Annotated in this window: 13 protein-coding genes; 6 read left to right on the forward strand and 7 right to left on the reverse strand. The window is 71.7% G+C overall.

Annotated features, from left to right (window positions below; all coding sequences use genetic code 11):
- Positions 1–411, reverse strand: coding sequence for a DUF4395 domain-containing protein (locus tag ACIA8K_RS02200; RefSeq protein ID WP_396053985.1), 411 nt, complete (start codon positions 409–411; stop codon positions 1–3).
- Positions 411–860, reverse strand: coding sequence for a TlpA family protein disulfide reductase (locus tag ACIA8K_RS02205; protein ID WP_396053987.1), 450 nt, complete (start codon positions 858–860; stop codon positions 411–413). The genes ACIA8K_RS02200 and ACIA8K_RS02205 overlap by 1 nt, the downstream gene beginning before the upstream one ends.
- Positions 861–1,048: 188 nt before the next feature.
- On the opposite strand from ACIA8K_RS02205, the gene ACIA8K_RS02210 reads away from it, so the two are divergent.
- On the forward strand, positions 1,049–1,858 hold the full coding sequence (locus tag ACIA8K_RS02210; RefSeq protein WP_396053989.1) for an SAM-dependent methyltransferase: 810 nt from the start codon (positions 1,049–1,051) through the stop codon (positions 1,856–1,858).
- 70 nt (positions 1,859–1,928) lie between these two features.
- Entirely contained in the window at positions 1,929–3,566 is a 1,638-nt protein-coding gene (locus ACIA8K_RS02215; protein ID WP_396054488.1) for a putative bifunctional diguanylate cyclase/phosphodiesterase, read from the forward strand.
- Here the strand turns inward: ACIA8K_RS02215 and ACIA8K_RS02220 are convergent.
- The 5 genes from ACIA8K_RS02220 to ACIA8K_RS02240 form a co-directional block, all read right to left on the reverse strand.
- On the reverse strand, positions 3,555–5,441 hold the full coding sequence (locus ACIA8K_RS02220) for an ABC transporter ATP-binding protein (protein WP_396053991.1): 1,887 nt from the start codon (positions 5,439–5,441) through the stop codon (positions 3,555–3,557). The two genes, ACIA8K_RS02215 and ACIA8K_RS02220, sit on opposite strands and share 12 nt — an antisense overlap.
- 145 nt (positions 5,442–5,586) lie before the next feature.
- Positions 5,587–6,717, reverse strand: coding sequence for a glycosyltransferase family 4 protein (locus ACIA8K_RS02225; RefSeq protein ID WP_396053993.1), 1,131 nt, complete (start codon positions 6,715–6,717; stop codon positions 5,587–5,589).
- A 5-nt stretch (positions 6,718–6,722) separates the two neighbouring features.
- Positions 6,723–7,979: a M48 family metallopeptidase gene (locus tag ACIA8K_RS02230; protein ID WP_396053995.1), complete on the reverse strand. Its 1,257-nt coding sequence runs from the start codon at positions 7,977–7,979 to the stop codon at positions 6,723–6,725.
- 11 nt (positions 7,980–7,990) lie between these two features.
- The gene (locus ACIA8K_RS02235) at positions 7,991–8,146 is read right to left on the reverse strand and encodes a hypothetical protein (protein ID WP_396053997.1); all 156 of its coding nucleotides are present in this window, start codon (positions 8,144–8,146) and stop codon (positions 7,991–7,993) included.
- A gap of 136 nt (positions 8,147–8,282) precedes the next feature.
- Positions 8,283–9,692, reverse strand: a complete 1,410-nt coding sequence (locus tag ACIA8K_RS02240; protein WP_396053999.1) for an NYN domain-containing protein — start codon at positions 9,690–9,692, stop codon at positions 8,283–8,285.
- A gap of 123 nt (positions 9,693–9,815) precedes the next feature.
- Between ACIA8K_RS02240 and ACIA8K_RS02245 the strand changes: the two genes are divergently transcribed.
- The 4 genes from ACIA8K_RS02245 to ACIA8K_RS02260 all read left to right on the forward strand — a co-directional run bounded on the left by ACIA8K_RS02245 (position 9,816) and on the right by ACIA8K_RS02260 (position 14,831).
- Entirely contained in the window at positions 9,816–11,573 is a 1,758-nt protein-coding gene (locus ACIA8K_RS02245) for a DEDD exonuclease domain-containing protein (RefSeq protein WP_396054490.1), read from the forward strand.
- Between the two features lie 105 nt (positions 11,574–11,678).
- Complete coding sequence (locus tag ACIA8K_RS02250) at positions 11,679–13,436, forward strand: RelA/SpoT family protein (RefSeq protein WP_396054001.1); 1,758 nt, start codon at positions 11,679–11,681, stop codon at positions 13,434–13,436.
- Positions 13,437–13,461: 25 nt separating this feature from the next.
- Complete coding sequence (locus tag ACIA8K_RS02255) at positions 13,462–14,004, forward strand: NUDIX hydrolase (protein WP_396054003.1); 543 nt, start codon at positions 13,462–13,464, stop codon at positions 14,002–14,004.
- Positions 14,001–14,831 carry an NTP transferase domain-containing protein gene (locus ACIA8K_RS02260; protein WP_396054005.1) on the forward strand — a complete coding sequence of 277 codons (831 nt, stop codon included), beginning with the start codon at positions 14,001–14,003 and terminating at the stop codon, positions 14,829–14,831. The genes ACIA8K_RS02255 and ACIA8K_RS02260 overlap by 4 nt, the downstream gene beginning before the upstream one ends.
- Positions 14,832–14,853 lie beyond the last annotated feature (22 nt).

Raw genomic sequence — 14,853 nt, forward strand, 5'->3', positions numbered from 1 at the left:
TTATCTGGTGGCCAATCGGCGGATGGCCAGATACATCTCGCAGCCCAGGCAGAAGCCGAACGCGGCGTTGAGGAATGCGGCGAAGAGCGCGAAGGCCGCGAACACCAGGCCGACCACAGGCGCGCCGAAGAGATATCCGATCGTGGCGACCACTGTGAAGACCATGCCGACCAGCTGGGCGAAGCGGGGCGGCTCCGGCGCCTCCAACTCGGCGGGCGGTCCCAGCCGCGGCGCGACAAGCCTGCGGTAGAGGAAGCCGTACGGGCCGAGGCGCAGGTCGTACGCGGTGATCGCGAAGACCACCGCCTGGGCCAGCGCGAGCCATCCGGAGCCGGTGATCAGCACGACCACCAGGACGATTGTCGTGAGCGCGGCGCCGAAGCGGGGGCCGCGCGGATCTATGCCGTTCATCAAGCTTCTTTCTCGGTGGTTCTTCCCAGCGCCGCGACGGCCGCGAGCACCTGTGGACGGGTCGGCACTCCCCCGGCCCGGCCGACGATCCGCGTCTCGGCGTCGATCACGAGCGTGGTCGGCGTCTGCCAGATGTTCAGCGCGCGCACCGCGTCCAGGTGGCTCTCCGCGTCCACTTCGACGTGCCGGACGCCTGCCACGTCGCGGTCGACGCCGGCCAGCACCGCGCGGGCGGCACGGCAGGGCGTGCAGAACGCGGTGGAGAACTGCAACAGCGTGACCTCGCCGGGTACGACGCCGAGCGCCTCCCGCAGCGCGGGGTCGAGCAGGTCCACGTCGGCCTCCGGTCTCATCCGGCCGGCGCGAGCGCGGCGCCACAGGGCGAACGCGGTCGCGGCCAGCAGTACCACGCCGACGACCACCGCTCCGACCAGCGGGTCTCCGTCCACCGGCAAATCCTGACACGTCAGGTAGGAAATACCCAGGGGTTGATCCGGTTACCGCCGTCACCTCTTGCGCCGGGGATCTGCAAACCGCGCGCTCTGGATAGCCGGGCACGGAACGGGCAGAATGGCAGCGGCCTCGTTCCTGGGCACGAAATGCCTGGATACCGATAAATCATGACTTCAGGGGTGACATGCAGCGGCCCGAGTGGGCACCGGAGAGCATCGACATCGAGCGGCCGAGCGTCGCCCGCATGTACGACTACTACCTCGGCGGGTCGCACAACTTCGCGGTCGACCGGGCGGCGGCGCAGGCGATGATCGCGGCCGTCCCCGAGGCGCCGCTGATGGCCCAGGCGAACCGCGCGTTCATGCGCCGGGCCGTCCGCTACCTCGCGTCGCGGGGCGTGCGGCAGTTCCTCGACATCGGGTCCGGCATCCCGACCGTGGGCAACGTGCACGAGATCGCGCAGCAGGAGGTGCCGGACGCGCGCGTCGCCTACGTGGACACCGACCCGGTCGCTGTGGCGCACGCGCGCGAGATCCTGGCCGGCAACGAGCAGACCGTGGTGATCCAGGCGGACCTGCGTACCCCGGAAGCGATCGTGAATGCTCCGGAGATCCGGGCGCTGCTCGACTTCACGCAGCCGATGGCGGTGCTGATCGTCGCCGTCACGCACTTCATCCCGGACGAGGACGACCCGGCCGGACTGATCGCCCGGGTCCGCGGCGCGCTCGCCCCGGGCAGCTACCTGGTGCTCTCCCAGGCCAGCGACGAGGGCCGCACCGAGGAGGAGGCGTTCGAGACGCTCGTGGTCTACCGGCAGACGGACAACCTGCTGCGGGCCCGCAGTCGCAAGGCGCTGCTGCCCTACTTCGGCGGGTTCACGCTTCTGGAGCCGGGGCTGGTGTGGGTGCCGCTGTGGCGCCCGGATCCGACGGACAACATCGAGGACGCGGACCGGGTGGTCTTCATGGGCGGCGTGGGCAGGCTTGGTGATTGAGCGCGAGGAAGGGGTCGCCGCGTTCGCCCGTGCGTGGGCCAAGGCGATCTCCGGGACCAGCTACATCCCGATGAGCCAGGGCGAGCTTGAGGAGCAGCTGGCCACGCTGACCCGCGACCTGCGGGACGCGCTGCTGGCCGAGCCGTTCAGCATCCGCCGCGGCTACCGCGTGGGAAGCTCGCTGGTCAGGGCACATGTGGTGTCCGCGGAAGGGCTCGGCCGTACCATCGAGGTCCTTGATCAGAGATTTTTGCGCGACCTCGGCCTGTCTGACAGCGGCGGGCGGATGGCGCGGCTGCTCGGCACCGTCTCGACCGGCTACGCCCGGGCGTTGCGCGACCGCACGCTCGACGAGCAGGAGTCGATCCGCCGGGCCGCGATGGTCGCCCGCGAGCAGGCCGAGGCGGCGCTTCGTGAGAGCGAGGCCCGGTTCCGCCACCAGGCCACCCACGACTCGCTGACCGGCCTGCCGAACCGCGCGCTCTTCACGGACCGGCTGCGCGCCGCGTTCACCGCCCCCGGGCGGCGGCTCGCGGTCTGCTTCGTGGACCTGGACGGCTTCAAGATGGTCAACGACACGCTCGGCCACCACGCCGGCGACCAGCTGCTGATCGAGGTGGGACGGCGGCTGCGGCGCAGCGTCGGCGAGCACCTGGTGGCCCGGCTCGGCGGCGACGAGTTCGTGATCCTGATCGAGGACACCACCTGCACCGAGGACGCGCTCAAGGTGGCGGACTCCGCGCTCACCGCGATCAACGAGCCGGTCGAGGTGGACGGGCAGCGGCTCGGCGTCTCCGCAAGCATCGGCATCGTGGAGCGGGAGACCGAGGGCTCCTCCCCGAGCGATGTGATGCGCGCGGCCGACGTCACGCTGCACTGGGCCAAACAGGGCGGCAAGCGGCGCTGGGCGCTGTTCGACGCGGAGCGCAACGAGAGCGAGATCGCCCGCTACACGCTCTCCTCGTCCATGCCGGCCGCGCTTGAACGCGGCGAGTTCTTCGTGGACTACCAGCCGCTTGTCGCGCTTGACGGCGGCCGGCTGCGCGGCGTCGAGGCGCTGGTCCGCTGGCGGCATCCGACGCTCGGCGTGCTCCGGCCGGACACGTTCGTCGGCTTGGCCGAGGAGTCGGGGCTGATCGTCCGGCTCGGCGCGTGGGTGCTCGGCGAGGCGTGCGCGCAGGCCCGGCGCTGGCTTGACGCGAGCCCGGAGGCGCCGTTCGTAAGCGTCAACCTGGCGGTCCGGCAGATCGGCGACCCGGGCCTGATAGCTGAGGTCACCGAGGTGCTGGAGCGCACCGGGCTGCCACCGGCCCGGCTACAACTGGAGATCACCGAGAGCGACGCGATGGCCGGCGTGGACCTCGGCGTGCTTGACGCGCTGGCGTCGATGGGCATCCGGCTGGCCATCGACGACTTCGGCACCGGCTACTCGAACCTCGCGTACCTGCGGCACCTGCCGGTCCGCGAGCTGAAGGTGGCGGGCGCGTTCGTCGAGGGCCTGCGCACCGGCGACTCCCCGGTCGACGAGAAGATCATGGCGACGCTTGTGACGCTCGCACACACGCTTGACCTGATCGTCACCGCGGAGAACGTGGAGACCGCGGACCAGGCGGCCCGGCTGCGCGCGATCGGCTGCGACTCCGCGCAGGGCTGGCACTTCGGCCACCCGGGCCCGCCGTCCGTGATCGACGCGCACCTAGCGGCTTGAGTACGCCTCCGCCTGCAGCGTGAACAGCTCCGCGTAGAGGCCGCCGAGCGCCATCAGCGTGTCGTGGTCGCCCTGCTCGGCAAGCGTGCCGTGGTCGAACACCAGGATCACGTCCGCGGTGCGCACGCTTGCCAGCCGGTGCGTGATCAACACGACCGTGCGGCCCTCGGCAAGCTCACGCAGCCGCTGGTAGACGTCGTGCTCCGCGCGGGCGTCCAGGTTCGCGGTGGGCTCGTCGCAGATCAGCAGCGCGGCATCACGGAAGAAGGCGCGACTCACCGCGAGCCGCTGCCACTGGCCGCCGGACAGATCCGCACCGTCGGTGAAGTGCCGGGACAGCAGCGTCTCGTACTGGCGGGGCAGCTCGACGATGAAGTCGTGCGCGTCGCCGGCCCGCGCGGCGTCCACCACGGCGTCGTCACCGGCCTCCCGGTCGTACCGGCCGATCACGATGTTGTCCTTCGCCTTGAGCGGCCAGCGGGTCGGCTCCTGCATCACCACCGCGACGCCCTCCCGGACGCTCTCCGGGCCGTAGTCGTCAAGCGTCACGCCGTCCCAGCTCACCGTGCCGCTCTCCGGCCGGTAGAGCCCGGCGAGGATCTTCGCGAGCGTGGACTTGCCGGACCCGTTCTCGCCGACCAACGCGACCGTCTGACCGCGCCGCAACGTCAGCGACACGTCCTTCAGCGCCTGCTTCTCACCGCCCGGATAGCGGAAGCTCACGTTCTCGACCCGCAGCTCGTCGAAGCTGCGCGGCGCGTCCCGGATGCCATGCGGCTCCGCGTGCGTGCGCGCCAGCTCACAGAACGCCTCGTAGTCCGCGAAGCTCAGGCCCTCCTCGTAGAGGTGCCGGACCGTGAACGCGACCTGGGACAGCGCACCGATGCCGACGCCTATCGCATAGGCCGCGGCGCCACCGACCGCCAGCTCCATCCGCCCGGTCATCAAAAGCCAGATCATCAGCGTGTACGTCAGCCCGGTCGCGCAGGCGCCCAGCGCGGTACCCACAAGCGTCGTCCTGACCTGCCGTTCCATCACCTGGATCTGCGCCCGGGTCTGCACCTCGAGCAGTCGCCGGACCTCGCCGAGCAGAAAACCGCGAAGCGTGAACGCCCGCAGCTCCGGCGCGGCGTCGCGGTCCGCGAGCAGGTCGGAGAGCATGTAGCGGCGCCGGTACAGCGCGGACAGGCGCATCCGCTGCCGCCAGTTCAGCCGCGCGGACCGGACCGCCGCCCACGCGGTCGGCACCACCGCAAGCACAAGCAGCGGCAACAGCGCGGGATGAAGCACCGTGAGCACGCCGCCGGCTGCGACAAGCGAGATCACGTTCGTACCCAGGCTGATCGCCTGGTCCACGAGGGCCTGTGAGGCGTAGACGCCCCGGTCCCGCGCGCGGTGCATGGTGTCCCGCCACTCCGCGTCGTCGAAGACCGCGAGGTCCGCGCGGGTGGTCAGCTCAAGCAGCCGCAGCTCCGCGGTCTGACTCACAAGCGGGGAGAGCCGGCCGTGGGCCGCGGTCCCGGCGGAGGTGAGCAGCGTGCGGGCCGCACTGGCGCCGGCGAAGACCAGCACGGACGGGATCGCGGCCCTGATCCGCTCCGGGGTCGGCCCCTCGGCCAGCAGGCCGTCCAGCACGCCGACCACGCTTACCAGCCCGACCGCGCCGACGACGCCGGCCGCGAGCTGGAGGAGGACGACCGCGAGCGTGATGCCCCGGCTGCTCTCCCAGGCGAGACGCCAGGCTTCCTGTAACAGCCGGGGGAGGCGGCGGAGCATGCGCCAGAAGCCGGCGCTGGCCGCCTCGACGCTGCTCTTGAGGTAGTACGGGACTTCCAGTTCGACATCCTCGTCGGTGTCGGCATCCACAGTCGTCACGCTGTTCAGTACGACACACGTGGATGCCCGGCGCTAACCCCCGGGACTACTCATTCACGCAGCTCACCCGGATGGTCCTTGCACGGCGGAACCGCGGCCCGCGGGAGCATGCGGGCCGGACCACCGCGGAAGCGGGAAAATAGCTCTAGATTGTGGGGTTGAGCAGCGCCGTCATGCGGGCCGCCTGCTGCTCCCAGCGCCACTCCTTGCCGACCCACTCCCGTCCGGCCGCGCCCAGCCGGGCGGCCAGCTCACGATCCGTCAGCAGCTCCACGGCCCGGCCGGTGAGCGCGGCGAGGTCGCGGCCGCCGACGACGTAACCGGTGCGGTCCTCCAGGACCGCGTCCGGCGCCCCGCCGGAGTCGCCCGCGATGACCGGCAGCCCGGTGGCCGACGCTTCGAGGTAGACGATGCCCAGGCCCTCGACGTCGAGCCCGCGGTTGCGCGTGCGGCACGGCATCGCGTAGACGTCGCCGGCCGCGTAGTGCGCGGGAAGCTCCGCCCACGGCACGCTGCCGGTGAAGACGACGTGCTGCTCCACGCCCTGGTCCCGGGCCAGCCGTTCCAGCGTCTGCCGGTAGGGGCCGCCGCCGACAAGCAGCAGCGCCGCGTCCGGCACCCGCCTGCGGATCTCCGGGAACGCGCGGATCAGCGTGTCCTGCCCCTTGCGCGCGACCAGCCGGGAGACGCAGACAAGCACCGGGCGGTCGCCGAGCCGGTGCCGGGCCCGGATCTCGTCGCGGCCGGCGCCCGGGTGGTACGCATCCACGTCCACGCCGGGCGCGAGCCGCTGCAGGTCGGTGAGGCCGTGCAGCGCGCCGTCCAGCCGGGTGCGGGTGTACTCGCCGAGGTAGGTGATCACGTCGGTGCCGCGGGCGATGCGGCGCAGCAGCTGGCGGGCGCCGGGCAGCGCGGCCCAGCCGACCTCGTGGCCGTGGGTCTGTGCGACCGCGTGGGTGATTCCGGCGCGGCGGCGCAGTCCGTCCGCGAGCAGGCCGAGCGGTGCGGCGGCGCCGAACCAGACCGTGTCGCAGCCGTGGGCCCGGGCCAGCTCGGCGGCGCGGCGGGCGACCGCGGCCGTGGGCAGCAGCACTGACGTGCTCTCCCGGATCACCTCGAACGGCTGGACCGCGTCGAACGCGTCGGAGCCCTTCCAGCTGGACGTGTAGACGACGACGCTCTCCGCGGGCTGGCGGAGGGCGAGGTTGTGCACGAACGACTGGATGCCGCCGGGGCGGGGCGGAAAGTCGTTCGTCACCAGCAGGGTCTTGGTCAACGCGGTCAGCGCTCCCCTCGATCGTAGGCGCGGGCCGCGGCCATCCGTTCCACAGTGGAGGGATGGGTGGCGCCGTACAGGTATTCCCAGCGGGGCGGGTCCGGGTCGCCGAGGTTGACCGTGGACAGCCGCGCCTGCATGGACTCGAACGTGGCGGCGTCGCCGGTGAGCGCGAGCGCGTGCGCGTCCGCACGGGCCTCGATGCGGCGGCTGACGAACGCCTGGACCGGCGACGAGACCAGCCCGGCGACAGTGGCCACCGCGATGACAAGCGCGATCGCCCGGGGCTCGCCGATCGAGTCGACGCCTGCCGCGCGCAGCACGCCGGTCCAGGAGCCGAGCAGGTAGAGCGCGACGACCGCGGCGGCGGCACCGAGCGCGCCGAGCAGCGTGCCGGTGAACACGTCGTTGTCCGCCGCGTGGCCGAGCTCGTGCGCCGCGACGGACGCGACCTCCGCCGGCGTGGCCTCCTCGAGAAGCGTGTCGTAGACGACGATGCGGCGGGTCGGGCCGAAGCCTGACACGTACGCGTTGACGGCCCGGGTGCGCCGGGACGCGTCCGCGACGAGCACCTCCTTGACCGGGACGCCGTCCCGCGCGGCCAAATGCATCAGTTCGGTGCGCAGCGGCCCGTCCGCCATCGGGGTGAACCGGTTGAAGACCGGCTCGACAAGCACCGGCAGCACGAAGGAGAGCAGCACGACGAGCACGGCCGCGCCTGCCGCACCGAACGCCCACCACCACTGCGGCGCGAGGCGGGTGAGCGTGTAGAAGCCGAGCAGGACGAGGCCGCCGATGACCGCGCTCACCGCGTACGACTTGAGCAGGTCGGCCGCCCAGCCGCCCCAGCCCTGGGTGGAGAGGCCGTAGCGGACCAGCACCGTGTGCCGCCAGGCGCCGATCGGAAGCGTGAGCAGGTCGGCGAGGAACACCACTGCGAAGCCGCCGAGAAGCGCCTGCGCCACCCAGTGGTCGCCGAACGGGCGGCCGCACAGCTCGACCAGGCGGGCACCGAGCGGCGTCAGACCGAGCAGGAGTGCCAGTACGAGGCCGAGCGCCAGGCCGCCCCAGGTGGACGGGCGCAGCGTGGCCCGGAACTCACGGGCGCGCTCGACCTGCTCTCCGGGCAGCGTGGCGAGCGCGGCGACCTGGTCGGCGCGCGGTGCGGGCGGGCGCTGCCAGGGGATCGTCAGCAGCGCGACGGCGAGCAGCGCGACGGCCAGGCCGCCGAGCGTGAGCACTGCCCACCAGCGAGGGGTCATGGGCAGTGATGCTAGGCGACGTCCCGGCGGAGCGGGACGAGACGTAGGGGGGTGCGGGGCACGGACTCGGCCGGCACCTCGACGATCTCCGGGTCGAGGCCCGCACGGGCGAGCACCTCGATGGCCTGGATCTCGTCGAGCGTGAGCCGCTCGATCTCGGGTGGCATGTCGAACAGAGCGTGGATGGCGCAACCTGCGCAGCCCGTGCCACGGACGGCGCATGTGTCGCAGTCGATGAGCATCGGTCCTCCTCACGGATTCCTGTCATACACGCTAGGTGACGGGTATGACAAGAATCCGTAGCTACGCCCGGGAGAGGCGTCTGAGCAGGGAGTCCGCGGCCATCGGGTAGGCGCCGTGGCGGCGGACGCCGTCCGCGACCTCCCGGTCGGAGGACACCACGATCACCGGCCGGCCTTCCGGCTCGTTGCGCACCAGGCGGCGGATCAGCTCGTCCGCGGTCTCGCCCTTGCGGGAGAAGAGCACCCGCACGCCGCGCGGCGCCGGGGGCAGGCCGTGCTGCCGTTCCGCGCCGTCGAAGACGCAGGTCACCTCGTCGCCGGTCTGCGCCGCGATCCCGCCGAGGCCGGTGATCAGGCGCTTGCGCTGGTGCTCAAGGGACATCTCGGACCAGCCGCGCTTGGTGACGTTGTAGCCGTCCACGACCAGGTGCGCCTTGGGCAGCGCGAGCAGCTGGTCCAGGCGGGCCGGGTCGTCGGTGTCGGTGGCACGCGGCCCGACCCGGTCCGGCGCGTCCGGCCGCACGGCGGTGGCGTCCGCGACCTGGTCGGCGGGGCGCCTGTCGGTCGGGCCGATGGCCAGCTCACGGCGCAGACCGCTGGCGGCCTGGCCGATCGTCTCCAGGAGCAGCCAGAGCCGGGCGTCGTCCGCGGATCTCGTGTCCCGGGCCATCTGCCGGGCGCCTGTTGCGGTCGCCTCCGCATCGGCCAGCTTGGACCGGAGTTTGCGCAGCTCCTGGTCGTGCCGGTCGGCCGCGCTCTTGGCCCGGCCCTTCTCGGTGGCGAGCATCTCGGTGGCCTTGCGCTCCCGGGCCTGGGTCTCGCGCAACGCCCGGGCGGTGGTGCGGTGCTCCTCGCGCAGCTGCCCCAGCTCCTCGCGGACCCGGGCCAGCTCGTCGCGGAGCTTGTCGGCCTCGACGCGGGCGACAGTGCGGTCGTGGTCGGCACGGCTGGCCCGCTGCTCGGCGAGGCGCACGGCCTCGCTCACCGCGGCGCTGTCCGCCTCGGCCCGGACCGCATCACCGGCGGCCGCGACCAGGTCGAACCAGCCGGTCGGGCGGACCAGGTAGGCCAGCGCGGCGACCTCGACCGGCTCGGCCGCGCCGACCGCGGTGCCCTCCGCGATGGCGGTGCCCAGGTCACCGGCCTCGCTCGCGGCCTTGCGGCCGATCCGCTGACGGAAGAGCGGGTCCGCGGCGAGCTGGGCGGCGATCGCGGTGCCGCCGAGCCGGGCACGCCGGTTCGGCGCGAACCGGGCCACCTTGCGCAGCACGTCCGGCATCTCCTCGTGCGGCAGACCCGGAAGCAGCGCGGCGGTAAGCGTGACCACCCGCTGGCGGACCTGCTCGGGAAGGATCGGCTCGGCGGACTCGGCGAGATCAAGCGACTCCGCGGACTCCGGCAACCGGACGAGGGCAGGGAACGGCGCCGCTACCTCGGGGGTGCGGTCGTCGGGCGGCGCCGGTACGGACATACGCCAAGTCTCCCACCGTACGGCCCCCGACCGCGCGACAGCGGCATTTGATCTCGTCTAGGGTGCCAAGGCTACTCTGCGGTCACCCGGTAAAGAAGTGTCGGACCCGGCACCTAGGGTGCCCTGGTGGCACAGACCGATAACTTCGTCCAGGGCATGCTGCTCGACGACCCCCTCGCGGTGCCGCTCTCCGGGGTCACGTTCGTGGTGGTCGACCTGGAGACGACCGGCGGCGCACCGGCCAAGCCGGACGGCAGCAACGCGATCGGCATCACCGAGATCGGCGCCGTCAAGGTCCGCGGCGGCGTGGAGCTGGGCGTGCTCGGCACGCTTGTCAATCCGGGCGAGGCGATTCCGCCGTTCATCACGGTGCTGACCGGCATCACCGAGGCGATGCTCGCGCCCGCGCCGCCGTTCGAGGAGGTGCTGCCCGCGTTCCTCGAGTTCCTCGGCGGAGCGGTGCTCGTCGCGCACAACGCGCCGTACGACGTGGGTTTCCTGAAGGCCGCCTGCGCCCGCCTCGGCTACGAGTGGCCGAACGTGAAGGTGCTTGACACCGCCGCGCTGGCCCGCCGCGCGCTGACCCGCGACGAGGTGCCGAACCGGAAGCTGGGCACGCTCGCCGCGTTCTTCCGCACCGAGGTCGCGCCGACCCACCGCGCACTTGACGACGCGCGCGCGACAGTGGACGTGCTGCACGGCCTGTTCGACCGGCTGGGCAGCCACAATGTGTCCACGCTCGGCGAGGCGATCGAGTTCGCGAAGGCGGTGACCCCGACCCAGCGTCGCAAGAAGCACCTGGCCGAAGGGCTGCCCAAGGTCCCGGGGGTGTACGTGTTCCGGGCCGCCGACGACCGCGCGCTCTACGTGGGCACCTCGGTGGACATCGGCACCCGGGTGCGCAGCTACTTCACCGCCGCGGAGAAGCGGGCGCGGATCTCGGAGATGCTCAACGCGGCGGTCCGGGTCGAGGCGATCGAGTGCGCGCACGGGCTGGAGGCGGAGGTACGGGAGCTGCGGCTGATCGCGGCGCACGCACCGCCGTACAACAGGCGGTCGAAGTTCCCCGAACGGGTGGTCTGGCTGAAGTTGACCACCGATCCGTACCCCCGGCTGTCCATGGTGCGGCAGTTGGCCGACGACGGCGGGACCTATCTCGGTCCGTTCAGCTCCAAACGCTCGGCCGAGCTGGCCGCGTCCGGCGTCTACGATGCGATCCCGATCCGGCAGTGCGGGCACAAGCTGTCGGTCCGCATCAAGACGCCGGCCTGCGCGCTGGCCGAGCTGGGCCGCTGCCCGGCACCGTGCGACCACCGGATCACGGTGGACGACTACGACGCGATGGCAGCGGCGCCGTTCCGGGACGCCGTGACCGCGGACCCTGGCCCGCTGGTGACCGCGCTGATGGCCCGGATCGAGCTGCTCTCCGCGGGTCAGCGCTATGAGGAGGCCGCGGTGCTCCGGGGGCGGATGGCCGCGATCCTGCGCGCGCTGATCCGCATGCAGCGCCTCACCGGTCTCACCGCACAGCGGGAGCTGGTGGCGGCGCGGCCGCACGCGGGTGGCGGCTGGGACCTGGCGATCGTCCGGCACGGGCGGCTGGCCGCGGCCGGTGTCTCCCCGCCGCGGCAGCATCCGCGCGCCACGATCGAGTCGTTGCGGCTGACCGCGGAGACGGTACGGCCCGGTCCGGGACCGACCCCGGCTGCGACCGCCGAGGAGACGGAGCGCATCCTTGCCTGGCTGGAGCGTCCGGAGACCCGGTTGGTGGAGATGACTGACACGTGGTCGTCACCCGCACGGGGTGCCGCACGCTTCGGCGAGCTCCTGGCCAGGGCGGAAGGGGCCTTTTCGGCAAATAACTCAGCCGTTCGGTCATAGGCAAGTAACCATTTGCATGACGAAGCCTCGCATAGGCTGTAGAGCAACACTGTTCCGGGCCGCGCTCGTTTCATGGCAGAAGCGGCTTATTGAGGAGGTGTCCGGGTGGACGTCGACGCCGGCCACGGCGCCGCACTAGGACGTGCACTGCCCTCCCCCGACGTGTCTTTGACCAGGAGGCTGCGGTCGCTGCTCTCCTGGCAGCCGCCGGAGAACGACCCGGTCACATCGCTGGTCAAGACGCACCGGTCGATTCATCCGTCCGGAGATCTCGCGACGCTGCGGCACGCGTACCGGGTCGCGGACAACTGTCACCGGGGGCAGATGCGCAAGAGCGGCGATCCGTACATCACACATCCGCTCGCGGTCGCGGAGATCCTCGCCGAGATGGGGATGGACACGACCACGCTCATCGCGGCGCTGCTGCACGACACGGTCGAGGACACGTCGTACACGTTGGAGGCTCTTCGCGGGGACTTCGGCGACGAGGTGGCCCACCTGGTCGACGGCGTGACCAAGTTCGACAAGGCGTTCTACGGCAAGTCCGCGGAGTCCGAGACGATCCGCAAGATGATCGTGGCGGCCGGCAAGGACGTCCGGGTGCTGATCATCAAGCTGGCCGACCGGGTGCACAACATGCGCACGCTCGGCGCCCGCTCCAACGCCTCTCGCGAGCGCATCGCCAAGGCCACGCTTGACGTGCTGGTGCCGCTCTGCGACAAGCTCGGCATCCAGTGGCTCAAGCGCGAGCTGGACGACGTGGTGCTGCTCCACCTCCAGCCGGACGCGCACGAGCGGATCGCCACCCACGTGGCCAACCGGCCCGGCTGGGACGAATACCTGGCCGACGTCGTGCACGAGTCCAAGACCGCGCTGCGCCGCCAGCGGGTGAGCGCCACCGTGTCGCCCCGCCCCCGGCACCTCTACTCGATCTGGAAGGACACGGTCCGCGGCGACTACACCACGCCGTTCGACCTGCCCCGCGTCGCGATCGTGATCGACGGGTCGGAGACCGACTGCTACATGGCGCTCGGCGCGATCCACACCAAGTGGCGCCCGGTCCCCGGCCGGTTCAAGGACTTCATCGCCTCGCCGAAGAACAACCTCTACCGCTCGCTGCACACCACGATCACCGGGCCGGAGGGCAAGACTGTCGAGGTGCTCATCCGCACCGAGGCCATGCACCGCCTCGCGGAGTACGGGGTGGCGGCGCCGTACCGGTTCCCCAAGCTCGTCGCCCGTGGTGAGGGTGCGGAACAGCTCGACTGGCTGCATCGGGTGCTCGACTGGGAGCCCGAGGCGAAGGACGCGGCCGTCTTCCTCAGCTCGCTCCGATGTGAGCTCGCCGAGTCACAGATCCAGGTTTTCTGCGAGGGGCGGCCGATGATGCTGCCCCTCGGTGCTACCTCCGTCGACCTGGCCTACGAGGTCGGCACGGAGTCAGGCGACCGCTGCGTGGCCGTGACGATCAACGGGCGGACCGCGCCGATGCTCTCCGAGCTGGCCGAGGGCGACGTCGTCGAGCTGATCCTGGACGACGACGGCACCTCCGGCCCGCACCGTGACTGGCTCGACCACGTCAAGACCTCGCACGCGCAGCTGACGCTCAACCGCCGGTTCGCCGAGGAGGACGCGCCGGGCATGACGATCACCGACAAGGTGCGCCTCGGGCGTGCCACGATCGGCCTGACGCTGCTGCGCGAGCACAACCGCGGCCTGGCCAGCGAGCGCCCGCTGCTGCGCCTCGCCGAACAGCTCGGCTACCCGGACCTGGAGACGCTTCTCGTCGCCGTCTTCGACCGCACGGTCGACCCCGACGACCTGGCACGGAAACTGGTCGCCTCGGTGGATCACCCGGACTGAGGGCCCACCCACTAGCCTTGCAAATGTGAATCTCCGCCACTCCACCACGCTCCGCGCCATCGCCTACGGCACCTTCTACAGGTTGCCGCTTGTCGTCCGCCGCCGAATAGTCCGTGCGGTGGTGCCGAAGTACGTCGTCGGGGCCGTGGTGTTCGTGCACGACTCCGAGGCGCCCGCGCCCGGCCGTCTGCTTTTGCAACTCCAGCCCCCGTCCGTCAGCTGGACGCTCCCCGCCGGACTGCTGCAGCGCAAGGAGGCCCCGATCGACGGCGCCCTCCGCGAGTTGCACGAGGAGACCGGCCTCAAGCTGACCCGCGACGACCTGATCCCGGCCACGCCGAACGCGATCGTCCACGCGAAGGGGTGGGTCGACATGTGCTACCACGCCTTCGTGCCCGCCTCGACCGCCCCGATCCGCGCGGACGGCGCCGAGGTGCTTGAGATCGGCTGGTACTCGCTCGACGACCTGCCGAAGCTCTCCCCCGCGACCGGCCGGCTGCTCGGCATGTTCGGCATCGGCCCGCAGGCCGCGCCGGGCGCCGTCCCGTCCATCCCCACGCGGCGATGAGCGACCTCGCCGCGGTCATCCTGGCCGCCGGGGAGGGGCAGCGTCTGCGGCCGCTGACGGCGACCGTGCCGAAGGCGCTGTGCCCGGTCGGCAACGTGCCGCTGCTTGACCGGGCGCTGGCCCGGGTGGAGGCGCTGGGGCTGCCGGCCGCAGTCAACGCGGCCTATCTCGGGGAGGCGGTGGCCCGGCACGTGACGGGGCGCGCGCACGTGTCGGTGGAGCCGGACGGGCCGCTCGGGACCGGGGGTGGGCTCGCCAGGCTGCGATCCTGGGTGGACGGGCGCGGCGTGCTGCTCGGCAACGCGGACGCGTACCTCCATGATCCGGATCGTGATCCCGGGGCGGACATCGCCGCGCTGCTCGACGGATGGGACGGGACCTCGGTGCGGATGCTCGGGCGGCCCGCCGCGTCCGGAGCCGGCGAGTTCGGCGACTACGACTTCGCCGGGTTCTCGCTGATCCCCTGGCGGTTCGTGGCGACACTTCCGGATCAGAAGCACGAGGTTGTACGGTCCGTCTGGCGGCCCGCGGAGCGCGAGGGTGCACTGTCCGTCGTGCCCTACGCCGGCACCTATCTGGACACCGGCACGCCGCCCCTCTACCTGGCCGCGAACCTGCACACCGCGCCGCTGATCGCCGAGACCGCCGTGATCGCGCCCGGCGTGGTGGTGGAGCGGTCAGTGATCGGGGCCGGCGCGCGGATCGACGGAGATGTGCGGGACTCGGTCGTGTGGGCCGGGGGCCGGGTGCACGCGGGCGAGACGCTCGCGTCGGCGATCCGGGTCGGCGACGAGCTGACCGTGGCGGCCGGGGTGCCGATAGCATGAGCTGATCCGAGTCTTGCCTATC

It is taken from the genome of Catenuloplanes sp. NPDC051500, from assembly GCF_044454585.1.
Taxonomy (GTDB): domain Bacteria; phylum Actinomycetota; class Actinomycetes; order Mycobacteriales; family Micromonosporaceae; genus Catenuloplanes.

Excerpts from the sequence above, each read along its gene's own strand:
- ACIA8K_RS02235 (WP_396053997.1), bottom strand. The coding sequence starts at position 8,146 with ATGCCACCCGAGATCGAGCGGCTCACGCTCGACGAGATCCAGGCCATC.
- ACIA8K_RS02240 (WP_396053999.1), bottom strand. The coding sequence starts at position 9,692 with ATGTCCGTACCGGCGCCGCCCGACGACCGCACCCCCGAGGTAGCGGCG.
- ACIA8K_RS02200 (WP_396053985.1), bottom strand. The coding sequence starts at position 411 with ATGAACGGCATAGATCCGCGCGGCCCCCGCTTCGGCGCCGCGCTCACG.
- ACIA8K_RS02230 (WP_396053995.1), bottom strand. The coding sequence starts at position 7,979 with ATGACCCCTCGCTGGTGGGCAGTGCTCACGCTCGGCGGCCTGGCCGTC.
- ACIA8K_RS02260 (WP_396054005.1), top strand. The coding sequence starts at position 14,001 with ATGAGCGACCTCGCCGCGGTCATCCTGGCCGCCGGGGAGGGGCAGCGT.
- ACIA8K_RS02215 (WP_396054488.1), top strand. The coding sequence starts at position 1,929 with ATGAGCCAGGGCGAGCTTGAGGAGCAGCTGGCCACGCTGACCCGCGAC.
- ACIA8K_RS02210 (WP_396053989.1), top strand. The coding sequence starts at position 1,049 with ATGCAGCGGCCCGAGTGGGCACCGGAGAGCATCGACATCGAGCGGCCG.